The organism is Halobacillus ihumii (assembly GCF_902726645.1).
Classification (GTDB): domain Bacteria; phylum Bacillota; class Bacilli; order Bacillales; family Halobacillaceae; genus Halobacillus_A; species Halobacillus_A ihumii.
Window position 1 is genome coordinate 2,834,367 of record NZ_CACVAO010000001.1, and the last position, 26,261, is coordinate 2,860,627.

The window sequence follows — 26,261 nt, forward strand, 5'->3', positions numbered from 1 at the left end:
GGGTGATTTGTGGTATGTAGAATAGGTGCATCAAAAATATATTCTTAGATAAGGAGAAAAAACATGTGGCTGAGGCATTCCTTCTTCAAGTATATAACAGCTGTGATTCTCGTGTTAATCTGTATTTATTTTCTACATATTCTCCACTTTTTCCAGCCCGTTCAAACCATTATCGGTACGCTATTCTATCCTATTTTAATCGCTGGGTTTTTGTACTATTTAATAAAGCCCTTCGTTAAGTTTTTATCAAAATCCAAGTATATCCCAGAAGTGGCGGCCATTCTGATTGTATTTGCGGCAATAGCCGCACTGCTGTATGCGGGCTTTACCTATTTGGCTGATACAATCCAAAAACAAGTTTCCAGCATTACAAATTTACCAAATAAGTTAAAAGAAACAGCTCAACAGACGGAACAAGTGATCCAAAGTAACAACTTAGGAATCCTTTCAGTTGGAGAGCTGCGCCAAAAAGTGACTAGTTTCTTTGGGAGTCTCACCCAGCAAATTAGTGACCATCTGACAGAAGTTGTCTCCACTATTGCTGGAGCAGCAACTGTTTTAGTCATTATCCCATTTGTCTTATTTTACTTTTTAAAAGATGGTGACCGTTTAATTCCATTTTTACTAAAATCGATTCCGGAAAAGCATAAGATGGAAGGGGAGAACCTATTAAAAAATATTGACCAAACTCTGGCTGCCTATATTATTGGTCAAATAACAGTCGCTGTAGTGGATGGCGTACTTATGTACGTTGGCTATTTGCTGATTGGGCTTGATTATGCGTTAGTACTTGCCTTGTTCGTTATAATTACCGCAGTGGTTCCTTTTTTCGGACCGATCATTGGCGCTATTCCGGCTTTAGTGGTAGCTTTGTCGCAAGACCCTGTAATGGCAGTGTATGTTTTAATTATTCTTGTAGTGGTCCAGCAGCTTGAAGGAAATCTCGTGGCGCCCGTTGTGCTTGGCAACCGCCTGAACCTGCATCCTTTGACGATTATTTTGCTGTTGGTCGTGGCGGCTGCCTTATATGGCTTTATTGGCATGGTCATCGCTGTTCCGCTGTATTCTGTTCTAAAAGTGGTATTGAAGAACCTTGTACAATTTTTAAAGCTCAGATATCAAGGATGAGGTACTTACATGGAAATGCAGGATCAATTTGTTAAAAACGTTGTGTTTTCTTTTCGAGAACAAGGAGAAAAGTGGTTAAAAGACTTGCCGCATCTTCTTCATTATTGTGAACGAAAATGGGAGTTGTCGATAAAAGAGCCTTATCCGTTGTCTTATAACTATGTGGCGCCAGCCGTGACCAGGGACGGGAATGAAGTGGTCGTTAAAATTGGCTTGCCAGGTCAAGAATTTAATCAAGAGCTTGATGCCCTTCAGGCGCTTAATCCCAAAGGTATCGTTCGACTATTAGATGAAGAACGCGAGCGTGGGGTGCTACTGTTAGAAAAAGTAGAGCCGGGGACGATGCTCTCAACAGTTGAAAAGGAAGATGAGGTATGTCAAATAGCTGCCAGTGTGATGAAGGGACTAGTGGCCCCTGTTGAAAATAGAAAAGGGCTCCCTACGACAAGAGACCGAGAAGCAGAATTAGCTCGTATATGTGAAGAAAATCCAAACGGACTCGGCCCTTTTTCGGGGGCAGATTTAAAAAGGGCATTACATGTGTTTACGATTATGAATACGTCTGCGAGTAATTTGAAGTTACTTCATGGTGATTTCCATCATTACAACATTCTGTCTAATGGACGTGATTCGTGGATTGCGATCGATCCGAAAGGGTTAATCGGGGAAGTGGAGTATGATGTCATCCAATTTCTGATGAACCGTTTGCCGCAAGAAGGTGCGGCTGATGTTATCGCAAATAGAGTGAACCGGCTGACTGAGGAGTTAGATTTAAACTTGAAGCGTTTGTTGCTTTGGGGATACGCACATTCTGTTCTATCCAGCGCATGGACCGTTGATATGGTAACAGATGAGTACGATCGAAGCTTCTCGCAGTGCCCGGCTGTTTTTAAGAATTTGTATGAGAGATACTATGGCCATACGATTGATGACTTTTTGGGAAAACGAGCACCATAGAGGCGCTCGTTTTTTCAATCCTTAAGGACTTTTAGCGACTGCTCTGTCTTTCCGTACAACTCCCATTATCCCAGCGATAAGCAGTAAAGCTGCTGGAATTAAGTAGAACATCGAAATACTAATAAGGCCCCCAAGAGCAGCAGCAATCATCATAATCGCGCCTATCTTTGTTTTGCTCTTAACAAGTATGGCTCCTACAATGGCGAGAGTAGAGAACAAGAAGGCCGCCCAGCCAAGTCCGCTGATAGCACTTGCTCCCGTCTCACTGACGGCCGCATCAATTTCTCCAATGAAGATCGCAAAAAAAGCACTGAAAAACCCAAGAATTCCGCCGATTAATCCTAAAATGAATTCACTGTTACGGTCCATGATGTTGTATCCCTCCACTCATAATAGAACCTGTCTATTCAATCGTATTCGGAAGCAGACAATTTATACCTGTCCGAATTCAGCGAACCGGCGGGGAGGTGAAGAGGCTGTGTTTATCCGCGAAATTCTACATACTTCAATACTCCTGCTCTGTATTTGGCTAAAATCCCTATACTATGTTATATTCATACCAATGCCATCCTACGCTAATAGCGACTGCGGGAAACTTAACCATTCTCATAGGATGGCAGGTTACATATGAAAGCCGGACTTGTTTTATAAACAAGTCCGGCTTTTTTTATTGAAGCAGCTTTAAAAGTGTCTAGTTTTCATGAAGTCAGGCCCATCCATCTCCACCCTTTTTGCTTTGTCCGCCCGCGTCGTATCCGATTTAGATCTGAAAGCGTTTTACTTTTATGAAAAAAATGGGAAAAAATATAATTTTCAGAAAAACGGTTGCTATTCGACAAAAACGGGTTTACAATACTTTTTATTATTTATTGTTGAAAGGAGGCTTCGCGATGGTTACATTTCTTGCATCCATCATGATTTTACTACTAGGATACTTTTTCTATGCAAAGGTGGTTGAGCGGATTTTCGGCATCAACGACCAGAACCCAACACCTGCTTACACAAAGAATGACGGGTTTGACTATACACCGATGAGCTGGTGGAAAGCGAGCCTCATTCAATTGTTAAACATCGCTGGCCTCGGTCCGATATTCGGTGCCATCATGGGTGCGCTTTATGGACCCGTTGCCTTCATATGGATTGTTATAGGCAGTATTTTTGCTGGTGCTGTACACGATTATTTCTCAGGTATGCTGTCACTTAGACACAATGGTGCACAGTTTCCGACGATCGTCGGAAAATATTTAGGCAAACCGGCGCAATCCATGATCAATGTGCTCTCCATCGGCCTGATGATTCTTGTGGCGGCTGCGTTTACCGCAGGACCTGCCCAGCTGATGTCCGAAATTACGCCGCTCAGTTTCACGGCTTCGCTACTGTTGATTTTTGCTTACTTTTTGCTGGCGACTTTGCTGCCTATTAATAAAATTATTGGACGAGTCTACCCAATTTTTGGGGCGATTCTTATTTTTATGGCGCTTTCGATCGGGGTAGGGCTTTTCTTTTTTGATAATCCTGTACCCAACCTGACGCTGGAAAACTTGCATCCTGACGAGCTGCCGATGTGGCCGCTTCTTATGGTAACGGTCTCTTGCGGCGCTATATCAGGTTTTCACAGTACACAGAGTCCGATTCTTTCCCGGACGCTGAAAAAGGAAAGTGAAGGGCGAAAAGTTTTTTATGGTGCGATGCTTAGTGAAGGCATCATTGCCCTTATCTGGGCTGCTGCGGGAATGGCGTTCTTCGGGAGTACAGGGGGTCTTCAAGAAGCCCTTGCTAATGGCGGACCAGCTGGGGTTGTGAATGAAATCAGTATTACAACTCTTGGCACATTAGGTGGGATACTTGCTGTGCTTGGTGTGATTATCTTGCCGATTACTACAGGAGATACAGCATTAAGGTCCTCAAGAATGATGCTGGGAGACCTTCTTACACCGATTCTTAAAAAACGCGGAAAGTGGACGAATGGGCTGCTGGTGATTCCGGTTGCTGTGCCGACCTTTTTGCTCACCCAAATGGATTATAGCTTCCTGTGGCGATATGTGGGCTGGTCCAACCAAGTGGTGGCCACTGTTATGCTATGGACCGGCGCCATGTATTTGATCAAACATCAGAAATTCCATTGGATTTGCAGTATTCCAGCTTTATTTATGACCGCGGTTGTCAGTTCCTATATTTTCTATGCACCAGAAGGATTTGATCTGCCTTATACAACATCGATGGTGATCGGAGCTGTTATTTGGGCCTCTGTCCTAATTTGGTTCATTACGCAGGTCATGAAATACAAGGCAGCCAGTCAAGACGAATCCGCTGCCCGAAAAGCCGGATAATAGAGAATCCCGTCTCCCGTATTTCAGGGGACGGGAATTTTTTCGGCTTAATTCTTCTTCCTATAGGGTGACTTACATATTCACATAAAACGACCGTGTGGCTATTCTTTTTCATAACAACTCCAAAAGGGTGAAAGTTTATCAATATCAAACTTCTCTATCGATTTTATCATTTGAATCTTCAGCTCTTGCTCCATATCTTCACGCTCAGTCGCAGGCAGAGAAGCACTTAATTTTTTTATTTTCGGTTCGAATTTGTCAATCAGCTCCATCATAGCTGTTTCATCTGCTTCTTTTGCTCGTAACAATAACTCGTACACCTCACTCATGTTTCTTTTTCACCTCTTCCGTTAAATGATCTATCGACTTATCAAGGTTTTGCAGGCATTGGTCCAATCGAAATAGAACGAAGAATGTAACAACAATGGGGAATCCAATATTTCCAGCAAGACTCATCCAAGATTCGATGGCTATCATATCCATTCTCCTTCCTGATAAGCTTTACGAAATTTTCTTATGATCCTGTGAAATGATTTTGAAGTAGATTGTTGTGAAACACCCAGTTTCTCAGCGATTTCCTTGAACGACAATTGATTGGCGACATGGTCATATAAAATCAAGCGCTGCTGAAGAGTAAGTCGACTAATTACGGTTTGTAATCGTGGACACGTGACCAACTCAAATGAATCGCCTTCCTCACCCCAGCCGCTAAAATTAGTATCTTCGACCGTCATTACATCCAATACTGTCAGGTCTTCGCCTACTGGCTGATTAAGGGTGAGCCTATGAGAATCATGCCAGCGCTGCCGCTTTTTTCGATAATCCTTCGCACATCGCCACATCGTTGTATTCATATAGGTTACAAACCTTGCTTCAATCTGATAATGATAAAACAGCTGATTCACACGACTACGATTCTTGGTCGTTGGATCGTTGCTCGCAATTGTATATGCTTCGTAATAGCGGCCATGCTGCAAAAATGAGTCGAATGGTTTTTTGGACATGTTACCAGCCTCCTTTCTAAAGAATAAGGGTTAAGAACAAGATTTCACAACCGACAATCGAACTAATGTTCGTATTTTTTCACGAAAAGTACCATTTTATACATGATTAATGAATCAATTCTAGGCTTGTGAGATGTTTGCAGCCACGGTCTATAATTGCGTTTATATGTTTGGACAAATTTGGGAATAGTAGTAAAAAGTTTTTCTATGGAGGAATGAACATGCCGGAATTACCGGAAATGGAAAACTATAAACTATTACTTCAGCAAAAGATTGGTGGGCAAACAATCACAGACATCTCCATTAACCGTGAAAAATCCATTAATGTGTATACAGAGACTTTCATACGCCAGGTGCAAAATCAGAAAGTAGTAGAGATAGAAAGGAAAGCTAAGCATTTATTGTTTTATCTTGAAAATGGCCGTGTTCTAGTGCTGCATCTCATGCTTGGTGGCTTGATGTTTTATGGTACTGAAGAGGAAAAGCCGGATCGTACCATTCAAATACGACTGTCCTTTGGAAGTGAGAACCTTTATTTTATTGGCTTACGGTTAGGGTACTTGCATCTTTTTACACAAGAAGGGGTTAAGGAGGAATTAGCTGATTTAGGCCCAGAGCCGCTAAATGTGAATTTTTCGCTCGATCACTTTTTAGAACTAGTAGAAAATAAAAGAGGTATGCTGAAAAACACCCTCGTTGATCAGGAATTTCTATCAGGGATTGGCAACTGTTATTCGGATGAAATTGCTTGGCATGCTCACTTGTTGCCAGACCGAACCATGGACGATCTCGACAAAAAGGAGAAAGTTCAATTGTACGAATCTATACGCTTTATTCTTCCACGAGCCACTCAATTCGGTGGTTACATGGACCAGCCCCTTTTTAAAGGGGATAGCAAAACAGGCGACTACCCTTCGCAAGCGTATGTGTATGATCGAGAGGGAGAATCATGTAGAAGGTGTGGGAACAAGATTAGTAAAGGTGAGATTTCATCCCGAAAAACATTTTACTGTCGTGAATGTCAGCACTAGGAAGGGGAGATGATTATGAATTTTGGCAGCCATGTCTCCATTCGCGATGGCTATTTAGGTGCTGCAAAAAAAGCTGTATCCATGAATGCTTCTGCTTTTCAGTATTTTCCTAAGAACCCAAGAAGTTTATCTGTCAAAGCGGTAAGTAAGGATGATGCTGCATTATGTAAAGAATTTTGTGAAAAGAATAACCTTATATCTGTCAGTCATTCTCCTTATCCAACAAACTTGACGCCAACGAGCTCCAGCAAAAGAAAACAAATAGTTCAGTCGCTGCTAAACGACCTGGAGATCACCAATGCGTGTGGTTCGCTTGGGGTAGTTGTTCACTTTGGGAAGGAAATCAGCCAGAATGATCCGCTTGTAAGCTATCGATTGATGATTGAAGTACTCAATGAAATTCTCGGCCAATGGGATGGGGAATGTAAGATTCTTCTTGAAAACAATGCCGGGAAGCCTGGCACAATTGGGACTACTCTTGAGGAGCTTGTCCAAATTCGGCAGTTATGTGATGAACCGGAGAAAATTGGGTTTTGTTTTGACACGTGCCATGCTTTTGCAAGTGGTTTATGGAGTGGAGAGGATTGGGGAGAAGTATGGAATAAAGGGACAGAGCTCGGCTATTTTGAACAATTAGAGGTAGTCCATTTTAACAATTCCAAATATGAGAGCGGGTCGGGGAAAGACCGCCACGCTAATATTATCGACCATGGTTACATAACCGGTGACCAATTTGATCAACTTTTGAGTACTCCACAATTGAAAGACATACCATTTATTCTGGAAACGCCGAAAGAAATGGTTCCCCATCAAAAGGAGATTGCGCTTCTTCAAGAAAGATGGGGGTAGAAGGATGATGCTTTTTTATATTGAAGTAAGCCTTTTGAGTTGACTCACAAACCATTTCAATATTACCCCAATGGCAATATAAATAGGGAAAGAATAGATGTGTTTCCACTCATGGAGTTCATAAATATTCATCCAGACAAATAAAGGTTCGGCGATAAATGCACCACCGGCTGAGAGTATGATATGGGCCAGAACAAAGTTTCTCCAGCGTGGAAACCACTGATATATAAGCATGTGGCATACAGGTAATAACGAATAATCTATAGGCAGTAACTCTGGCAGCATCTGGATCAACTTGGATTCATATGTCCATAACCCCCATATCACCCCAATAGAGTCCAATAAGGCGGCTGTTGTGGCTACAAAAAAACCCAGTGTGATCATTTCGAATAATCGGCTACGATCTACAAGTATCCACCAGAGGATCCAAGGAATAATCAGTATTAGAAGGAGAAACCACCAATTAAAAGAGAACAGAACATGTTCCACCCAATAATGATAATGGGTGTAGAACCATTTCTCTTGAATTTCATAGAGATCGACTGGATTTACAGTTGAAACGAGACTGCTCATGGTTAACGGCCCTCTCTTCTGAAAAAAATATGCTGAACTTACATTATGGAATATAGAAATAAACGGTGTAGGATCTCGATGTTCAGAACTAAGTCGTACTCTTATTCTTCCTAAAAGGGATGTATTTATTTAACACATAAAAAAATGTGAAGTACAGAGCTGAATTGAAAATGGCTGCCAAACAATCTTTGGCAGCCCATGTTTAAAAGTTTATTTATTATCCTCGTGGTTTTTCCAGTATGTTTCTTTCCCGCTAACAGGACAAACGGGAAAGTCCTCATCTTTATTAAAGGTGACCTTTTCTCCTGACTGACACATATATTCTCCAGTCTTAGGCACTCCTTGTCCAGTTCTATATTCACGGTAGTCTTCTTCCATTTATTCCACCTCCATCGGTTAACCTTGAGACTTATCGTTTCCAAAAAAAGTTGTTTTTACCTATCTAATTTGAATTTCGCTGGGGTTTTTGGCCAACGGACATGTTTATTATTCTATGGCACGGGTAAAATGGTGAAAAATAACAACGATGAGATAACTATGAGTAAAGTTTGGAGGGCTAGAGATGGAAAAGAATTCTGCCAATTTAACCCCAGGCGCATACTCTGCCCGCAATTTATGGTCGGGAATTTTATTTGGCATCGGACTGGTCGCTTTTTTGGATGAAATGGTTTTTCACCAACTGTTGCATTGGCACCATTTTTATGACAAATCTACAACGGATATAGGGCTGGTGTCTGATGGTCTCTTTCATGCTTTCAGCTGGTTTGCGACAATTGGTTCGTTGTTTATGGTTGCAGATCTGCGTCGTCGAAGTGCATTTTGGCTAAAAAGATGGTGGGGAGGCGTATTACTTGGGGCTGGTGCTTTCCAATTATATGATGGAACGATTCAGCATAAGTTGATGAGGATTCATCAAATTCGCTATGTGGAAAATCTTCTCCTGTACGACTTGATCTGGAATATTTCAGCTGCGGTCATGATAGTAATCGGCAGTGTACTTGTTGTTCGTACAGGGCGCAAATTACAATCAGCAGTGGAGGGGAACTATGATGGGTAGCTCTCATTTACAACAAGGGAGTGGCTTCCTCCCTGATTTACCTGTAGTTCTATTTTTTGGATTGCTGTTCATATTATATATCTGGGCGGCGATCACAACTAGTAAGCAAAGTCGTCTCAGGTCATGGCCGATTCACAGGTACATATGCTGGTGTGCTGGCGTACTATGTGCTGGAGCAGCTATTGTTGGCCCTTTAGCAAATAGAGCCCATTATGACTTTACGGCCCATATGACTGCTCATTTATTACTTGGTATGCTTGCTCCTCTACTTTTAGTTCTTTCTGCTCCGCTGACTCTATTGTTACGAACAGTTCCAGTCCGAACCGCAAAGTTTGTTGCTAAGCTATTGAAGAGCTGGCCTGTCAGCCTGGTCAGTCATCCGGTCTCTGCCTCAATCCTTAATATCGGCGGACTGTGGCTTCTTTACATGACGAGCTTGTACGAAGCCATGCATCATAATTTGTTAGTGGGCTTAGCTGTTCATTTACATATGTTTTTAGCAGGCTATCTGTTTACCGCTTCTATGATTTATATCGACCCGACTCCGCATAGGTATAGTTTCGTTTATCGTGCGATCGTGTTAATTCTTACTTTGGCAGGGCATAGTATTTTATCAAAATATATCTACGTGCAACCTCCACCTGGCGTATCGGAAGCCCATGGCGAACTGGGAGCGATGATCATGTACTATGGGGGAGACCTCATTGACTTATTTCTAATTATCGTGCTTTGTTATCAATGGTACAGAGCTGCCCGTCCTCGCGTTACCATAGGCGTATGTCAATAAACAAAATTCTGATGATTTTACAAAGTACAGACAAACTTATGGCTATATAATTTTAATGAATTGGTGCGAAAGACTTTCATATATAAGACGGATTCCGTACAATGGTTACTAATTATACTTTTTGACTTTCAAGCGTCATAGAAGTAAACCAATACCAATTTCAGTTAGGAGTCCTGTCAATGAGTGAACATCAGCTTGAAATCGTAGAAACAGAAAACAAGAAACCGAAACCTGAAACAGATCATATTCCATTTGGGAGAACATTTACGGATCATATGTTTGTTATGGATTATGATACAGACAAGGGATGGTATAACCCACGGATTGTTCCTTATGAACCGCTGACGCTCGATCCTGCAGCAATGATTTTTCATTATGGACAGACTGTTTTTGAAGGGCTAAAAGCCTATAGGGCAGAAAACGATCGGATTCTATTATTCAGACCTTCTAAAAATTTGCAGCGACTAAATCGTTCAAGTGAACGGCTTAGTATCCCGCCGATTGATGAAGAACGTGTGATGTATTATCTGAATCAATTGATCAGCCTGGAACAGGGCTGGGTTCCTTCCACACAAGGCACGGCCTTATATATCCGGCCATTCATCATCGCCACGGAAACGAATCTGGCTGTGGCACCGTCACATTCTTATAAATTTATGATTATTCTTTCACCGGTGGGTCCTTATTTTTCTGGCGGCTTAAAGCCTGTTAAGATCAATGTCGAAGAGCAGTTTACACGAGCTGTTAAAGGCGGAACAGGTACGGCAAAAACGGCAGGGAACTACTCGTCAGGTTACCAGGCCCAAGCGAAAGCGAACAACGAAGGAAATGCAGATGTGCTCTGGTTAGATGGAGTAGAGAAACGATACATTGAAGAAGTTGGCAGCATGAATATCTTCTTTAAAATCAATGGAGAAGTAGTAACGCCTGAATTAAATGGAAGCATCTTAAATGGGATCACAAGAATGTCGATCATTGAGTTGCTGAAAAAATGGGAGATCCCTGTAACTGAGCGCAAAATCTCCATCGCCGAATTGTATCAAGTGTACGAAGAGGGTGGTTTGGAAGAAGCCTTTGGAACTGGTACAGCTGCTGTTATTTCTCCAGTAGGGGAATTAAATTGGCTGGGCCATAAAATGGTGATCAACAACCATGAAATTGGAGAGTTATCTCAGAAACTCTATGATACAATTACGGGTATTCAAACAGGGAAAGTGGAAGATGCTCACCAATGGACAGTCGAAGTAAAATAAGTGTGAGAAAGGGCGCCTGGCAAAATGCGAGGCGCCTTAGTACTTTTAAGCTTCAGATAATTCATTTTCTGTGACCCATTTATGGTTTGTGACCTTTTCACCACCCGTAGTGGGGGTGTACGTAATCATATAAACTGTAGTTTGTTTGGCAGCCTCAATTTCCGCTGTAGCACCATGCATTCCCTTCATATGTGAGGCCTGAATGGTGACCTCAGTGCCGGGCTCAAGCGGTTCTTCACCTGGGTTCTTAATTTCTTCGTGAATGACCCATTTATGGTCTTCTACTCTTTCTCCTCCTGTGGTCGGAGTGTAGGAAACTACGTAGGCGGTCGTGTTAAAAGCGCCTTCTATAGTTGCTTCTGCTCCTTGCATCCCCTTCATATGGCCTTTCTCAATTACTGCCTGACTGCCAACTTCAAAGGTTGGATCCTCTGCCTTTTCTAATCCCTCAGGGACTTCACCTGAACTAGAATGATTCATATCCGTATGGCTTTCAGCGTCTGATTGTGTTTTGGAAGTCTCCTCGTTGGTACCCTGATTTGTTTCTTCATTACCACTACTGCATGCAGCTAACATCATAGTGAAGATCAGAATCACGATGCCAGCCCACTGTCTTTTACCTATCATACAAGCCCTCCTTCTACCTATTATCGTTCTCTTATACTGTACCCCCCTATAGTATTAAGTGCAATAATTAAATATTCCTAGATGATTTGTTATGTTTAATAAAGAAAAAGTGCCGCTGAAACTCGTGCCGGCACTTTTTTCGTGGTTTTAGGTTTGCTGAGGAAGTACGAACGATATATTTTTATAACCTTATTCGGTGTCTTTTGTACGAGCAAGCTGTTGTTTATTCAGGGTGCCAGGTGGTTGTTCTAACCATCCATGATCAATCATAAGTTCAGCACCGTCTTTCGCGTATTTTGCGATTTCTAATGACATACGTTCATATTCGACAAACAGATCCGTTCTCTGACTAGCTGCTGCTCCAGTTGCATAATTCCCAATTCCTGCTCCGCTTAACAGGTCCATATGGAATAGAATTAATCGATCTGAGAAGGGCGGTACAGTGGAATTAGTGATACCGGCGTCTGAGGAAGCAGGTGCTTGGATATTGTTGTCCAGAAGAGTTTTTGCGAAAACTTCCACATGTTTTTTGGCGATTTCCGCTCCTCTGAACAACCAATTTTGTACGTCCCTCCTCGGGGAAGTTTGCGCAAAGCCGATAGTAAGCTTATGGCCTATGATATTTGTCTGAACGTTCATGAATAGATGAGATATTTCTATAGCATTCAGCGGTCTTTGTTTATGGAAAAGTGAATAACCATTTAAATATTTTTTAGAATTGATAAATTCTGTGGTTTGAGGGTAAGCCATATAAGGGGCTCTGACAAAGATACCCTTGGAAAGAGAAACATCAGAACTTCTGTCATATAACTCAGAGGCTTCCTGCAGCCCTGTTAAAAAATAGTTTCTTACATCTTTCCGAGCACTCATGGCGATATAACTGCTGTAGGCAAGTAATCCGACCTTAGCCATATGATTAATATACGTGAGCTTGAATATGTCTGTAAAAAGTCTAGGAGCATTTAAATTCACATCATTCTCTAGAGTGAAGCTTGTCGGAATTGGAATTTCTTCCATCTCAAAAATAGTGGTCAATTGCTTTTTATGGGTTGTCGTCAGGTCATAAGCAAATTGCACAATTGGTCGTATCTCTTCGTCTTCTATATGTTTAAGAAAGTACTTTAATATGCAATTCGACATACTGTCATTCATATAACTCGTCCACAATGAGGCTAATTCAGAAGAAGTAAGTTTAGTACTCATGATATCTATCCTCCACGGCATTTTTTTCAGATGTTATTACTATTATTGTTAGCAAAAGTTAGATTATTATCAGATTGAAGAAATCAATTACACTTTTTGTGCTATAAACAGGGCAGGTCCCCTTTAACTTATGAATTAAGGAGACCTTTCCATTAGTAAACTTTACATTCTAACTATGATGGCGCCGCCGCCACTACCTTGCACACACTTGGTATCTTCTTGATCGTGCATGGATTGAAGTAATTCATTATACTGGGTCATTAATTGGCTGATTTTTTCCATTTGGCTCTCCAGTCTGATGATGGCTTGCATCATATATTGCATATCCGAAGAGGAACCGTTGTACGAAGGGACGGGATAGGGAGGATATCCCTGACCATGGTAAGGGAGAGAACTCTGGTGGTGGGAGCCCATCTGGTACATGTCATCGTGATATGCACCGTGATGGCCGCTATCGTCTTCAGCACCTCCGCGTCCCTGAGTTCCACCGCTTTCACCCTGGTTGTGACGGTAAGGATTCCACATAGGCTGGTATCGATCGTATGAAGACATCCTCTTACCTCCTTTCCTCATACGAGTAGTTTATTCGTTTATGTCTTTTCTTGGGTATAAACCTTATAAAATGATTGATCTGCCCATCCATGAAAGAATAAGCCAATGATTTTTCTTCTCTTGGTAACAGAGCAGAATCCGTATGTAAATAATGAATCATTTTTGTTCCATGGACTTAGGGTTACACTCCGAAAGTGGAAAGAGAACTTGTTTATCAAAGTATTGAGCGGACAAATGACTTCAAGCAAGCGGGTGAAACATATAGAGCCTTTGGCAGGAGATGTAAGGAAAAGATCGAATTATATGCAGTGAAATCATTTACACAACTTTCAAGTAGAAAGAAGGAATCAGATTATGCAACACATACCTGTTGCCGTGCAAATGTACACATTGCGAAAAGAAGCAGAGCGCGATTTTGCCGGAACTCTGCAACGAGTAGCAGAGCTAGGTTTTGCCGGAGTGGAGCTGGCTGGGTATGGCGGCTTGACTACAAAGGATTTGCGGCAGTTACTCGATCAACTCGGTCTTAAGGCAGTATCAAGTCACATTCCGCTCGATGAAATTAAACATAATTTAATGCAAGTGATCAAAGACCAGAAGACGCTTGGAAGCCAATATGTCGTCTGCCCTTATTTTGAACCAAATGGGGAAGAGGATTATCAAAAACTGATAAATACCCTGCGGCAAGCGGGGGAAGTATGTCGACAAGAAGGAATGACCCTTTGCTATCATAATCACGATTTTGAATTGGAAAAATTAAGTGATCATCGTAGCGCCTTACAAACAATCTTTGAAGAAACTGAGGCTCAACAGCTTCAGACAGAATTTGATGTGTATTGGCTGCAAAAAGCTGGAGAAGACCCGTTGGATTGGCTGGAGAATTATAAGGGCAGAACACCACTCGTGCATTTAAAGGATATGACAACGGATGAAGCGCAGTTTTTTGCAGAGCTTGGTACTGGCGAGGTTGATTTGGATTCGATTCTTGAAAAAGGGAAAGCAATAGATGTGAAGTGGTGGATTGTTGAACAGGACGAAAGTCGAAAAACACCTTTTGAAAGTTTGGAGATTAGTATGGAGTATTTAAAAACCAAACTTCCTTATTTAAGAACGGATTAACATGAGGGATGGGGATATTTAACACGTGTAAAAAACAAACGAAATTCTAATCCTAAGGATATGGAACAGTAAATGTTCCAAACCCCACGAGGAGTGATCAACGATGGCTGACAACAATCGGAATGAATTGTTAGTGCCTGGTGCAGAAAATGCAATGGACCGGATGAAGGAAGAAATTGCAATGGAATTTGGTGTTGAGCTTGGTGCCGACACTACTGCGCGTGAAAACGGATCAGTGGGCGGCGAAATGGTCAAACAGATGATCAGAATCGCCGAGTCAAGTATGGCAGACAGAAACAAATAGCCTGAAGCAAAGGGAACTCATATTAAATGGGTTCCCTTGTTTCAATTTTACATACTAAAGCATTTTTAAACGAGTTCATTTCATAAGGGTTTTATACAAAAAATCAGAACGGTGTCTTTGCGAAAATCTTATCAATTATTGAATGAATTAACATCAAATGAAATAATTTTTTAAAAAATAAGTCGATCTGTAAAATTGATCAAATGGATATTCGTTGTACCCCCTGTAATATCTGTATAGTATCCGCTTTCATTCTTATATATCCCTTCTTATAGGCAAGCGCTTACAAAAGTCCGTGAATAGATTCATTCATTTGACTATCCAAAAAATTCTGATAACATAATTAAAATACGAGCGAGGTTATCGTTATCGCTCAACCAAAAAGACAATTACAGGATGGTGAAAGAGTGACAATCCAAAAAGAAAAAAACGATCATACTACACCACTTCGACGTGATGTGAGTCTCCTCGGACATATGCTTGGTGAGATTCTCGTTCATCATGGCGGAGAAGAATTATTTAACAAAGTGGAAACAATCCGTGAGTTAACGAAAGAGCTTAGAAGAAACCGAGATACTTCCACTTATGAGCAATTAAAAACAGAAATCCAAACCCTTCAACCTCCGATGCGTTCGCAAGTCATCCGCGCATTCTCAATCTACTTCCACCTCGTGAATATTGCTGAGCAAAACCATCGTATTCGCAGACGCCGTGAATACCAGCTTTTTGAAGACCAAGGGGTGCAGCCTTTTTCAATAGAAAGTGCGGTGCTCTCGCTTAAGGAGCATCAAATCGATAAAGGGGTCATCCAGAATGTGCTCAACGAACTATCACTGGAATTGATCATTACGGCGCATCCTACCGAAGCAACGAAACGAACGGTACTTGAAATTCAGAAGCGTATTGCTACGATTTTAAGACAGCTTGATCATCCACAGTTAACGGATAATGAACGTGAACGTATTCAGGAGAGTCTGTTTAACGAAGTGACCGTACTGTGGCAGACCGATGAATTAAGGCAGCGTAAACCAACGGTCATGGATGAGGTTCGAAATGGTTTGTACTATTTTGATGAGACATTATTTGATGTCCTTCCTGATATCCATCAAGAATTGGAGGACCGTCTAGAGGAAAGCTATCCTGAAGATGAATGGACGGTTCCTAACTTCCTTCGTTTCGGTTCCTGGATTGGCGGGGACCGTGATGGGAACCCGAATGTGACACCAGAACTGACATGGGAAACCCTCAAGAAACAGCGGGCATTAGTTTTGAAAAAATATGAGGCTGTGCTTATTGAATTAATGAAGAGATTCAGTCATTCAACGAATCGTGTGCAAGTAAGTGATGAACTCATTACTTCCGTTGAAGCGGACGAGTCACTGATACCTTCGGATAAAAGATGGAAAGTCAAGGAAGAAATGTACCGTCGTAAATTCGCAGTAATCTTGGAACGTTTACGCCAGGTAGGAAAATCGGAAATAGGCTATCCAGCAGCAGACGACCTGATGGCGGATTTGCACCTGATTCAAGACAGTGTGAAACACCATCAGCCGACGAAGCGTGAATTGAAAATGCTTAGCAAACTTGTCCGTCAAGTAAAGCTGTTCGGATTCCACTTAGCGACACTTGATATTCGTAACCATAGCGGGGAGCATGAGGCGGCAATTACGGAAATTTTGCAAAAAGTAAGCATTCATAGTGACTACGCGAAGCTTTCTGAATCGGAAAAAGTTGAGCTGCTCGAGGATGTCTTAAAAGATCCTCGTCCGATCACCCTTCTGAATGAAGATTATAGTGAAGAAACGCAGGAAATGTTGAAAGTGTTCCAGTTGATTCGTGATGCTCATAAAGAGTTTGGAAAACGTTCGATCGAAGTTTATTTGATCAGTATGGCCGAGTCAGCAAGTGACATGTTAGAAGTGTTAGTGCTGGCGAAAGAAGCCGGAATTTATCGTCTGCACGCTGATGGCCGTGTAGAGAGTAACTTGAATGTCGCACCGCTGCTGGAAACGGTAGATGATCTAATAGCCGGTCCAGAAATTTTAAAAACACTGTTTGAAAAAGATATTTATAGCAAGCACTTGAAGGACTTGAATAATCATCAGGAAATTATGCTGGGCTATTCCGATGGCAGTAAAGATGGCGGTACGCTGACAGCGAACTGGAAACTATATAGGGCCCAGCAAGAGATTCATGAAATGGCAAAAGAGTACAATATTGGCTTGAAATTTTTCCATGGGCGCGGCGGGTCACTTGGCCGTGGCGGAGGTCCTCTAAATCGAAGCATCTTATCACAGCCAGCAGAAACGTTGGGAGATGGTGTGAAAATTACGGAACAAGGTGAAGTATTATCTTCTCGCTACCTGCTGCGTGATATTGCCTACAGAAGTCTTGAGCAAGGTGTGTCAACGCTAGTTGAGGGAGCGGCTCATGTTTCCAAAGAAACCGAACAAGTTGATCACCATGAGGGATCATGGACAGAGGCCATGGAAGAAATGGCAGATGTCTCACTTGAAAAATATCAATCGCTCGTTTTTGCCGACAAAGACTTTTTAACGTACTTTAACGAGGCGACCCCGCTTCAGGAACTTGGTGAATTAAATATTGGTTCACGCCCGATGAAGCGGAAAGACAGTATGAAGTTTGAAAATTTGCGCGCCATTCCATGGGTTTTTGCCTGGACGCAAAATCGCCAGCTGATCCCGGCATGGTATGCGGCGGGCACAGGGCTTGAGGACTATGCATCTCGTAGTGACGATCACTTAAAGCAATTACAGCATATGTATGAAAACTGGCCTTTTTTCCGCTCCACGATTCATAATTTACAGATGGCCTTGACGAAGGCGGATATCCACACCGCTCAAGAGTACACAACACTGGTCAAAGATCAGGATCTTGGAGAACGAATTTTCCAAAATATTGTGGAAGAATACGAGAGGACGAAACAGGTTCTTCTGAAAATTACGGGAAACGAAGAATTGCTCGATCAGCAGCCGACGATTCAAGAGTCTGTGAAGCTGCGAAACCCATATGTAGACCCGATGAACTTCCTGCAAGTTGAATTGATCAAGGATCTCCGTGAATATGGTGATGACAATGAAGAGACCCTCACGGAAGTATTGCTAACGATCAGCGGGATTGCTGCAGGTCTGCGAAATACAGGTTAATGTGTGAAAGAGGCTGTCGGCTTTGACCGGCAGCTTTTTTTGGTGGTGCGTACTATCTGAATTGATAGTGAACTTGCTTCATGGATAGGAAAGTTTGCTATTGAGAAAAATAACCTTTAGAATGTATGGTTGAGACAGGAAAATAAAGTCCAGTCTATAAAAAGGAATGAAGTGCATGGAGAAGAATTCATTGCAATCAGAGGTAGCCAGCTACATAGGGAAGTTATTACGGGACAACTTTGGGAAGGGACCTTCTTCCGTGTATGCTTCAATTGAAGAACCGTATATCGTGATCTATCTTCGCGGATTCTTAGCACCAATGGAGCGTGTGCTCGTTGGTCAGGACAATGAAATGAAGGTAGAGGAAACACGAGACCTATTAATGTACGAGCTGCTGCCGGAGATTAAAGCAACTCTCAAACTTATGACCGGATTTGAAGTAGATGAAATGTACTACGACTGGTCACTGGCAAATCAGTCAGGGATGTTTGTCTGTACGATATCCGACTGCACAGAGAAGGAAAATGGGTTTCTCGATTATTCTGTTAAAGAGAAGCTTCATGATGAAATTATCCGTGTAAGTGAACTGGCAGAGAAAGCACCAGAAAAAGTTGAGTCATATATGTTAAATTCCCGCACACTTCTCATTATCCGTGAAGGTATTCTCGTTCGAATAGAGAAGGAATTAATTCGCTCCGGGTTTGATGAGGTATTGAAACTAACGAAACGAAAGCTTGAAAAAACTTTATTAAGACAGTCATATTGCGAAACGATCTTAGAACAGGAAGTGTTGGATGTTTTCGCAGACTGGGACTTTGATCAGGATAAAAGTTACATTCTCTTTATTTTAAAACCAAATACAAGGTAGAAATGAGCCGGACAATTAGAGCTGGACATAAGCCGAAAAGATACTAAATCTTTTCGGCTTTTTTAATTTTTTTGAGAATTTTGAAACGAAAAGGAGCTCAATATATGCATTATATTATTATTGCTACAGATGATAACGGACTACGAATTGAGTTTGATAAAAACGAACAGGAACTTCACTTTGAAAGCTACGAGGAGGCTCAACAATTTATGGATCATATTAAAGAATCTAAGGTGCTTCCTGAGAAAAAATATAAGTTTATTATAGAGGAAAACAAGCCGAATTTTTGATGGAAATCTATTAAAAGGAGGGATTGGTTTGTTTCCCCTATGTGGGGGAATAGACAATTAGTTTTATATTAGAGGGAGGAGGTTTGGAAGCTTGTTACTTGATATATTACCAGTATCGCTAAGAAAATATTTAAAGATGTCCAAAAGACAGCGTAAAAATGAAATGCAATCCACTCTATGGTATATGCCTATGCTATACATAGGTTTAGCCATCTTGCTTGTTGCCGTAACGCTTTTTCTTGATTTAGTTGTGAATGTAGCACCATACACGTTTGAGATTTTACACTTTAATGCTTCGGTAACGAGGACACTTGTGAGTACGTTGATCGGAGGTATTTTGACTCTGAGTGCGTTCACAATTAACTCTTTGCTAGTTGTGCTTACTACGTTCAGCGGTCAATTTTCTCCACGGATGCTCTTAAATTTCACATCAGATAAGCAAACACAGCATGCTCTTGGGATCTTTAATGGGAGTTTTATCTATGTTCTTGTGCTGTTTTTATTTATTGGAAGTGCTGATAATGAAGTGTTCGTCACGGTGCCGCTTGTAACCATTGCTCTGGCATTTATAGCAGCAGTGACGTTTATATATTTTATTAACCACGCAACGACGTGGATGCAAGTCCATAATATTACCTACAGTATGAAAGAAGTATCTGAAAAAATTGTCTACAATACGTTAAGGGTAGAATTGGAACCTTATCGGACAAAAGAAAAAGGCGACTTGATGGAAGAGGGGCGTAAATTGGCTGAGCAAGTCAAAATAGAGACTTCAGGCTATTTGCAACTGATCCATTATAGAAAGATGATTGAAGAGGCTAGGAAAGATAATATTATTATAGAACTACATTCACAAGTAGGAGATTATATTCTAGAGGGAAATGTTCTTTACAGCTTCTGGGGGCCGGGCGCCAAGAGTGTGGGTCGGCAGAAATATCTCCAAATGGTAGAGATGGGTCACAAGGAAACAGAAATTCAAGATATTCAAATGGGAATGCATAAACTAGCCGAGATCGCTATCAAAGCTGTAGGAAATGATGACCCTAAGACAGCTACAAACACCATTCATAAGATGACCGAACTTATGCTTTCGATAGATAGCTACATTACATTTACACCGTATTTGGCTGATGAGAATCATCAAGTTCGCATTATTATGAAAGAAGAAACATTTGAATACTATCTGTACCGCGGTTTTGGTTTCATCCGCCATTATGCCGGTGACAATCACTTAATCATTACGGAAATTATTAGCGGTTTGGCCATGGTTGCTGATTCTATTGATTCGTCCAAGCATGAGGCGATATGGAAGTTTGGGTGTAACACGCTTGACCATATTGAGAACAAACTAATTTATGAACTGGATAAGACTTTCTTATTGCAGGAGTTCCATAAACTTGCCAGCGCAACAGGGAATATGGACGGATATAGGGAAATTGAGAAGAAGTTTTATCCTGCTGCAAATGAGAATGTTTAGTGTTAAGGTTTTGGGATTCTATATTAGGTATTTAAATAAGCCAACAGAATGGATCACTTCTGTTGGCTTATTTTCTGTGGGGAAATTATACAAGCTCAGGCTGTTTAGCTGTACGAAGGGCTGCCAACCCTGCCTTATTTAAAAAGTTCCATGGCTGGTTAAAGTGTGGTTGGAAGAATTGGTCTACAAATGCCAATTCATCGATTGTCATACCCTGCTGGATACCGACAGAAATCGTGTTGATGGCTTGAGTAACATCTGCTTTTGATATCACCTGGGCACCTAGAAGGCGTCTTGTATCAGGGTCAAATGTTACTTTTAACTTAACGTTTTCTGCTGTAGGCATAAAAGCAGGACGGTGAGTGTCCTCTATTGTGATGTTTTTCACATGAATGTCCGTGAAAGAAGCAGATGTTTCAGTTAATCCAGTTGAGGCCATGTTTAAATCGTAAATACGCAGTCCGGATGTGCCCTGTGTCCCAACGTTTGCAATCGTTGGTTCCAATAAGTTCCGTGCGGCAAGTGTCCCCATACGAACAGCATTTGTAGCGAGCGGAATATAGGCATGTTCTCCAGTCGGGTTATACTTGACTGCACAGCAATCACCGGCTGCAAAAATGGATGGATTGCTTGTTCTCATATACTCATCAACAGTAATAGCTCCATTATCCAGCATATCAACTTTTCCTCTCAACAACTCAGTATTAGGTCGGAAACCTACACACATGATGACTAGATCTGTCTCATACTCATCTTTGTCTGTAATGACTTTGTTCACAGAGCTGTTCTGACCTTCGATGCGTTCCACAGTTTGTGAAAGAGCAAGCTTGATGCCGCGGGAGTGGAAATCAGTTTCTACTTCGTTAGTGAATTCAGCATCAAGATACTTATTTAAAATTCGGTCAGCCCCGTCGATAAGCGTCACCTGTTTACCGGCTTTTTCGAATGCTTCTACGAGTTCAACACCGATATAACCTGCACCGACAACGGTAACTCGTTCTGCTTTTTCAGCCCGTTCAATGATGGTATTGGCCTGATTGTAGTTCTTGGCTAACAGTACGTTATCAAGGTCTATCCCTTTGATCGTTGGGGTGACAGGCCAAGATCCTGTCGTCATGACGAGTTTATCATAATCATCGGTAACGGTTTCTCCCGTCACCAGGTTCGTTGCATGGATGAATTGCCGCTCTGTATCAATATCATCAACATCATGCTGTATCTTCATTGTAATGCCTAACTCTCTCATTTCTTTGGGGGAGGAGTAGAATAAGCCTTGAGGGTCATCGACAATGCCTCCTACATATAGGGCTAGACCGCAAGATAAAAATGATACGTTATCGTTTCGTTCATAGACGGTGACTGTTGAATCAGGATATAAATTCGCAATCGTAGTGGCAGCTGCTGTTCCGGCATGTGTACTTCCGATGACTGCAATTTTCATAAGGTTATCCTCCTAGTTATCATTTGTGAAATATTTCACAAGTTGACTATAACCTTAGTATAATCTGTAAAAAGCTAACACACAAGTACATTGCTCACTATTTCACAAATTAGTCAAAAGTATGGTGCTGCCTATTGTACGAGCTAATATAAAAAACATCCTGCTTCTTATTAGACGAAGCAGGATCGGTTTCGTTCACTCATTCAGAATCCTCAATTGAATCATTGAGACGTTTGAATTTATTTTTTATAACTGAAGTGTCCGCAAATAAATCGTGAATCCCTTGGTGACGTTTTGTAAAGGCAACAACCAGGTAAGGCAAGCCTAAAAGCGCCATGCTGATATACCTGCCAATACACTCTCGGAAAATGATTTGCCCGTTGGTGAGAGGCTGATCATTTAGTGATTCGACAGATAAGCCAAGAATCATCTTCCCAAGTGTGGCACGGAAAAATTTTGTCATTAAAATAAAATAGAGAAAAAAGATGATCGATGTCGTGATATTTGCTGCACTGAACATGCTGATCCAAAGTTTTGCCTCCTCTAGGTTCAACAGTCGGAGGATCGGTCTGGTCACAATCGAATTAACGCCCCAGATAACCATCAGGTCAATAAGATAAGCAACAAAGCGGGGGCCGAACCCAGCATAAAATACTCGTTGTATATCGTCTTTTTGTCCTTTGAACATCTCATTGAGCGGTATGTCATTAGGGTGGTGCTCGGTAGTCTCCATATTTGTCCCTCCTTACTCGCTGTACATGTACATCAAGGTTGGTCCTTGACGGTTGCTAATCAATTGTTTGATGAAGCGGACTTCGCTATTTGGCAGTAAGCTCTTGGCTACCGGAAGGTTAAAGAAGGAACCTATGCTGTTCTGTTTATATTTAAACACTTGCGGGTTTCCTCCAACTTTTTTCTGCAATGCATTCAATGCTTCATCTTTAAAGCCAATTTCATCGACGAGTCCGTTTTCAACAGCTTGCTTACCAGAATAAATTCGTCCATCTGCGAGCTCATAGACTTTGTCTTTAGGCATCTCACGTCCTGATGCTATAACCTCAACAAACTGTTCGTAAGATTCATCAACAAGAGCCTGAATGATTTGACGGTCTTCTTCAGACATAGGACGCGTTGGACTCATGATATCTTTGAATTCACCACTCTTGAACGTGTTGAATTTGATCCCAAAGTCATTGGCTAATTGCTGATAATTGATACTTTGCATAATCACACCAAGCGAACCTGTGAATGTTTCATTCGAAGCGAAAATTCGATCGGCAGGAGCTGAAATGTAATACCCGCCTGAAGCGGCCATTCCACCCATAGAAACGTAAATCGTTTTACCAGCTTTCTTAATCTCAAGGAGCTGATCATGGATTTGCGCACTTTCATAAACTCCTCCGCCTGGCGAGTTCACATAGAGCAGCACACCTTTTATACTGTCATCTTTTTTGATGGCCTCTAATTTCTTTAGGAACTGCTCGTGTTGATATCCTCCAGACCCAAAAGGATTGGAGCCTGACCCTGGATTGTTAATAATTGTGCCATTTACCTCAAGCTGGACAATTCGGTTGGCGGTTGAACCTTGTTCAATGATTTGCTCCTTTGGCTTCTGACTTACTGAAAACATCGAGGTTGTATTTTCAGAAATACTTTGATTCATGAAAAAGCTGACACTCTGAAATGCAATCGCGATCAGCAATATACTCGCGGCGATAATACTGGCCACAATACGTTTGTTCATATGTAATCCCCTTTCAAGATATGTACAACCATCAGAGCTGTACTTAATGAGGCGATCTAATCCTGCCCCTTTATTCATACGGTTCATGGAATGGAAAGTTTCGTAAAATACGAGATTTTTCATGTAAAATTTGAAGTGACATGTGAAAAAAGGAGGAGTCAGTAGGCTGGTTTAACTAAATGTTTTCAGTTAGGACGTTATGGTCCTCCGTTAAGTCGCTATGGCTTTGAGTTAGGGCGTTATCATTTTGAGACAAGACGTTATGGCTTCCTGTTAAGGTGTAATAAAAAAGAAAAAGAGTGTCCCTCAAGTCATTGGTACACTTTAGGGACCTCATGTTATTTATCTTTATTGATTAATTCGTTTCGGTTCTCTGCTTGAGGCGGCTCTTCCATCCAATTGTTTTCAATCATAATTTTTCCGCCTTCTTTTGAATAAGTGAAGATATCCTTTGCCAGCATAGCCATTTTTACAGGAAGATCCGGACGGAAGCTGAATGCCCCGCCAATAACGTTGCTTCCTAATCCAAAGGTGCTGAGCAGGTTGGTGTTATACATCATCAGCTTTTCTGAAAAGGGAGGTGTGGTAGAATCCGTCGCCTTTCCTGCAAATGTAACCGGGGCTTGGATGTTACTTTCCAACAGAATGTCGCTGAGTTCTGTGATTATTTTCTGTGAGATTTCTTTCCCTTTGAGAAAGTGGTTCTTAGCAGCTTTGTTTCTAGCTGCCTGAGCGTAGCCCGTCATCAACTGCATACCAGCTGTATTGGTTTCGATTCCATAACATAAATGCCCGATTTCCATGGCGTTTAAAGGCCGCTTTTCCTGAGAAAATGGAAATCCGCTAATGTATTTTGGGTCTTTTACAATCTCAACTTCCTTCGGTACGGAAATGTGAGGCGGACGCACCAGTGTACCCCGGTTTAACAAGACCTCGGTGATGTTGTCGTACACTTTCTGAGCGTGCTTAGTCAAACGGTTGTTTAAACTTCTAATATCCTTTCGATAGGACATGGTACTATACAATGCATAATAGCCAACGCTGACTTTTGCCATCGTACGTACATACATCAAGTCAAAATCCTGATCAAATAAACGAGGCACGCCTTTTCTGACGTCCTGCTCAGTAAAGCCGATGGGGACGATCGCTTGCTCATTTTGCAATATAGTTGTCAATTCTTTAACAATGCGAACTTCACCTTCATAAAGCTTTGTGAGGATCTTTTGTGACTCTTTGTCATCAGTTTCTTTAAAATGTTCCAGTACACTGATCATCATGGTTTTAAATTGATATAGTGACCAGATAATTCCGATTTCAGTAGCACTTAGCTGCACGTGTCTAGAATCTCCCATTATATACCACCCTTATTTATTGTTACTCCTTACTATTTCCAGTATTTGTTTAATTATGATGATTCATGACATATAGTCATGAATCATATTTTCATAATTGATCTATATATTGTAGTACAAGCAATATTATATGGAGGGGAGCAGATGAAGAAGAGGATAGGTATTGGAATTGGGACAGCTTTAGCTTGTGTGATCATCGTTTGTTTATTTTATTCTTTTTCCAGCAATCAAACAGTACCAAGCGAACACTTAGAAAAAAGGATCAAACATAGCATGGAGGAAACGGAACGGATGAACAAAACGATAAGATCTTTTCAAGAAAGTCTACATAAACAGCTCCAAGAAAGAGGCTTGAAAGGTAGTATTTCCAGTTCGATCGGTGCTATTTTTTCTTCAAAACCTCCTTCTGTAACGATTAGAGTTGAGAGTAAGCAGTATAAACAAAAAAACGAAAAGGAAATAAAGCATATCATTCAAAAGCTGGTTACTTCTCATCAGCTGGGAGACGTAGACATTCATGTAAAAGTAGCGGATAGAAGATTAGAAGAGCCAAGTGAACAAGATAAAAAGCGGGAGAAGCATATGAGAGAATTATTTGAAATCGCTCACGAAACTTTAGAAGAGGCAGGGGATATCAAAGTTAGCTCGATTAGCGTAAGTGGAAGAGAACCTAAAACAATGACAATTGAAATAAAGGGATCAGAAAAGCTTTACCATGATGTTCGGAAAGACATTAAGAAACGTGTACACGATGCCATATATACCAAAAAGAAATTAGATTTAACCATTAAAGTAAACAGAAGAAATGAAAGCCGTATGAAGTGGTCTCCTATTTTCCATTCCATTATGGAAGAAACCGATAAAAATTTTGATGATGTGACAGGATTTGCGCATTCTTTTCACCCGAAACCGCTGCAAATTATTTTAAAAACATCTTTATCGAACGGATGGTTTTCATGGGGAACGAAGGATAAGGTCAAAGAAATTGAGACTTATGTGGAGAAAATAATAGACATTAAAAGTGAAGAATTATCCAAAAAGGCCACTCCTTATAAACTAATTATTAGGGGGGAAGAAGGTAACAAATTGAACTAGTATACCAATTGAAATCCATGGTGATGGGCCACTAGAACTTTATGATTCTGCTG

At 41.3% G+C, this 26,261-nt stretch carries 28 protein-coding genes; 15 read left to right on the forward strand and 13 right to left on the reverse strand.

Translation table 11 applies throughout. The features are described from left to right. Positions 1–63 precede the first annotated feature (63 nt). Together G6R08_RS14055 and G6R08_RS14060 are read left to right on the forward strand one after the other, a co-directional pair. The gene (locus tag G6R08_RS14055) at positions 64–1,128 is read left to right on the forward strand and encodes an AI-2E family transporter (RefSeq protein WP_163528756.1); all 1,065 of its coding nucleotides are present in this window, start codon (positions 64–66) and stop codon (positions 1,126–1,128) included. A gap of 9 nt (positions 1,129–1,137) precedes the next feature. Continuing rightward, a complete protein-coding gene (locus G6R08_RS14060) occupies positions 1,138–2,085 on the forward strand; it encodes an aminoglycoside phosphotransferase family protein (RefSeq protein ID WP_163528757.1) in 948 nt (315 codons plus the stop codon). Between the two features lie 21 nt (positions 2,086–2,106). Here the strand turns inward: G6R08_RS14060 and G6R08_RS14065 are convergent, their stop codons facing one another. Next, positions 2,107–2,454 (reverse strand): DUF4064 domain-containing protein, encoded by a 348-nt coding sequence (locus G6R08_RS14065; RefSeq protein WP_163528758.1) that lies wholly within the window; start codon positions 2,452–2,454, stop codon positions 2,107–2,109. 521 nt (positions 2,455–2,975) lie between these two features. On the opposite strand from G6R08_RS14065, the gene G6R08_RS14070 reads away from it, so the two are divergent. Beyond that, positions 2,976–4,415 (forward strand): carbon starvation CstA family protein, encoded by a 1,440-nt coding sequence (locus tag G6R08_RS14070; protein WP_163528759.1) that lies wholly within the window; start codon positions 2,976–2,978, stop codon positions 4,413–4,415. Positions 4,416–4,516: 101 nt separating this feature from the next. Here the strand turns inward: G6R08_RS14070 and G6R08_RS14075 are convergent, their stop codons facing one another. The 3 genes from G6R08_RS14075 to G6R08_RS14085 are packed head-to-tail and all read right to left on the reverse strand — an operon-like array spanning position 4,517 to position 5,419. Continuing rightward, on the reverse strand, positions 4,517–4,744 hold the full coding sequence (locus G6R08_RS14075) for a helix-turn-helix domain-containing protein (protein WP_163528760.1): 228 nt from the start codon (positions 4,742–4,744) through the stop codon (positions 4,517–4,519). After that, positions 4,737–4,892, reverse strand: a complete 156-nt coding sequence (locus tag G6R08_RS14080; RefSeq protein ID WP_163528761.1) for a YvrJ family protein — start codon at positions 4,890–4,892, stop codon at positions 4,737–4,739. Before G6R08_RS14080 ends, G6R08_RS14075 begins: the two co-directional genes overlap by 8 nt. Then, positions 4,889–5,419, reverse strand: coding sequence for a sigma-70 family RNA polymerase sigma factor (locus G6R08_RS14085; protein ID WP_163528762.1), 531 nt, complete (start codon positions 5,417–5,419; stop codon positions 4,889–4,891). Before G6R08_RS14085 ends, G6R08_RS14080 begins: the two co-directional genes overlap by 4 nt. 221 nt (positions 5,420–5,640) lie before the next feature. On the opposite strand from G6R08_RS14085, the gene G6R08_RS14090 reads away from it, so the two are divergent. Both G6R08_RS14090 and G6R08_RS14095 read left to right on the forward strand, forming a co-directional pair. After that, a complete protein-coding gene (locus tag G6R08_RS14090) occupies positions 5,641–6,450 on the forward strand; it encodes an Fpg/Nei family DNA glycosylase (RefSeq protein ID WP_163528763.1) in 810 nt (269 codons plus the stop codon). A 15-nt stretch (positions 6,451–6,465) separates the two neighbouring features. Then, complete coding sequence (locus G6R08_RS14095; protein ID WP_163528764.1) at positions 6,466–7,299, forward strand: deoxyribonuclease IV; 834 nt, start codon at positions 6,466–6,468, stop codon at positions 7,297–7,299. 15 nt (positions 7,300–7,314) lie between these two features. On the opposite strand, the gene G6R08_RS14100 is transcribed toward G6R08_RS14095, so the two are convergent. Further along, positions 7,315–7,872 carry a CBO0543 family protein gene (locus G6R08_RS14100; protein ID WP_163528765.1) on the reverse strand — a complete coding sequence of 186 codons (558 nt, stop codon included), beginning with the start codon at positions 7,870–7,872 and terminating at the stop codon, positions 7,315–7,317. Between the two features lie 210 nt (positions 7,873–8,082). Beyond that, a complete protein-coding gene (locus tag G6R08_RS21990; protein ID WP_205439427.1) occupies positions 8,083–8,250 on the reverse strand; it encodes a hypothetical protein in 168 nt (55 codons plus the stop codon). A gap of 184 nt (positions 8,251–8,434) precedes the next feature. Here G6R08_RS21990 and G6R08_RS14105 point away from each other — a divergent pair, with 184 nt between their 5' ends. From G6R08_RS14105 to G6R08_RS14115, 3 genes are all read left to right on the forward strand, one after another. Then, positions 8,435–8,929 (forward strand): DUF2243 domain-containing protein, encoded by a 495-nt coding sequence (locus tag G6R08_RS14105; RefSeq protein WP_163528766.1) that lies wholly within the window; start codon positions 8,435–8,437, stop codon positions 8,927–8,929. Further along, positions 8,919–9,716 (forward strand): cytochrome c oxidase assembly protein, encoded by a 798-nt coding sequence (locus G6R08_RS14110; protein WP_338035434.1) that lies wholly within the window; start codon positions 8,919–8,921, stop codon positions 9,714–9,716. The genes G6R08_RS14105 and G6R08_RS14110 overlap by 11 nt, the downstream gene beginning before the upstream one ends. Positions 9,717–9,895: 179 nt before the next feature. Continuing rightward, positions 9,896–10,969, forward strand: coding sequence for a branched-chain amino acid aminotransferase (locus G6R08_RS14115; protein ID WP_163528767.1), 1,074 nt, complete (start codon positions 9,896–9,898; stop codon positions 10,967–10,969). Positions 10,970–11,014: 45 nt separating this feature from the next. On the opposite strand, the gene G6R08_RS14120 is transcribed toward G6R08_RS14115, so the two are convergent. From G6R08_RS14120 to G6R08_RS14130, 3 genes are all read right to left on the reverse strand, one after another. Next, a complete protein-coding gene (locus tag G6R08_RS14120; RefSeq protein ID WP_163528768.1) occupies positions 11,015–11,596 on the reverse strand; it encodes a YdhK family protein in 582 nt (193 codons plus the stop codon). Positions 11,597–11,785: 189 nt separating this feature from the next. Beyond that, entirely contained in the window at positions 11,786–12,799 is a 1,014-nt protein-coding gene (locus tag G6R08_RS14125) for a DUF3231 family protein (RefSeq protein ID WP_240339723.1), read from the reverse strand. A 162-nt stretch (positions 12,800–12,961) separates the two neighbouring features. Further along, positions 12,962–13,351, reverse strand: coding sequence for a hypothetical protein (locus G6R08_RS14130; protein WP_163528770.1), 390 nt, complete (start codon positions 13,349–13,351; stop codon positions 12,962–12,964). A gap of 354 nt (positions 13,352–13,705) precedes the next feature. On the opposite strand from G6R08_RS14130, the gene G6R08_RS14135 reads away from it, so the two are divergent. The 6 genes from G6R08_RS14135 (at position 13,706) to G6R08_RS14160 (ending at position 20,576) form a co-directional block, all read left to right on the forward strand. Then, on the forward strand, positions 13,706–14,470 hold the full coding sequence (locus G6R08_RS14135; RefSeq protein WP_163528771.1) for a sugar phosphate isomerase/epimerase family protein: 765 nt from the start codon (positions 13,706–13,708) through the stop codon (positions 14,468–14,470). 103 nt (positions 14,471–14,573) lie between these two features. Next, positions 14,574–14,774, forward strand: coding sequence for an alpha/beta-type small acid-soluble spore protein (locus tag G6R08_RS14140; protein ID WP_163528772.1), 201 nt, complete (start codon positions 14,574–14,576; stop codon positions 14,772–14,774). 407 nt (positions 14,775–15,181) lie between these two features. Further along, a complete protein-coding gene (gene ppc / locus G6R08_RS14145; RefSeq protein ID WP_163528773.1) occupies positions 15,182–17,941 on the forward strand; it encodes a phosphoenolpyruvate carboxylase in 2,760 nt (919 codons plus the stop codon). Between the two features lie 175 nt (positions 17,942–18,116). Further along, complete coding sequence (locus tag G6R08_RS14150; RefSeq protein ID WP_163528774.1) at positions 18,117–18,809, forward strand: Na-translocating system protein MpsC family protein; 693 nt, start codon at positions 18,117–18,119, stop codon at positions 18,807–18,809. A 104-nt stretch (positions 18,810–18,913) separates the two neighbouring features. Further along, complete coding sequence (locus G6R08_RS14155) at positions 18,914–19,099, forward strand: hypothetical protein (RefSeq protein WP_163528775.1); 186 nt, start codon at positions 18,914–18,916, stop codon at positions 19,097–19,099. A 91-nt stretch (positions 19,100–19,190) separates the two neighbouring features. Then, complete coding sequence (locus G6R08_RS14160) at positions 19,191–20,576, forward strand: DUF2254 domain-containing protein (protein WP_163528776.1); 1,386 nt, start codon at positions 19,191–19,193, stop codon at positions 20,574–20,576. A gap of 85 nt (positions 20,577–20,661) precedes the next feature. On the opposite strand, the gene G6R08_RS14165 is transcribed toward G6R08_RS14160, so the two are convergent. From G6R08_RS14165 to G6R08_RS14180, 4 genes are all read right to left on the reverse strand, one after another. Beyond that, on the reverse strand, positions 20,662–22,017 hold the full coding sequence (locus G6R08_RS14165) for an FAD-dependent oxidoreductase (RefSeq protein WP_163528777.1): 1,356 nt from the start codon (positions 22,015–22,017) through the stop codon (positions 20,662–20,664). 199 nt (positions 22,018–22,216) lie between these two features. Then, a complete protein-coding gene (locus G6R08_RS14170) occupies positions 22,217–22,750 on the reverse strand; it encodes an RDD family protein (RefSeq protein ID WP_163528778.1) in 534 nt (177 codons plus the stop codon). 12 nt (positions 22,751–22,762) lie between these two features. After that, the gene (gene sppA / locus G6R08_RS14175; protein ID WP_163528779.1) at positions 22,763–23,761 is read right to left on the reverse strand and encodes a signal peptide peptidase SppA; all 999 of its coding nucleotides are present in this window, start codon (positions 23,759–23,761) and stop codon (positions 22,763–22,765) included. Between the two features lie 338 nt (positions 23,762–24,099). Beyond that, on the reverse strand, positions 24,100–25,113 hold the full coding sequence (locus G6R08_RS14180) for a DUF3231 family protein (protein WP_163528780.1): 1,014 nt from the start codon (positions 25,111–25,113) through the stop codon (positions 24,100–24,102). 144 nt (positions 25,114–25,257) lie between these two features. Between G6R08_RS14180 and G6R08_RS22140 the strand changes: the two genes are divergently transcribed. Then, entirely contained in the window at positions 25,258–26,208 is a 951-nt protein-coding gene (locus G6R08_RS22140) for a hypothetical protein (RefSeq protein ID WP_240339724.1), read from the forward strand. Positions 26,209–26,261 lie beyond the last annotated feature (53 nt).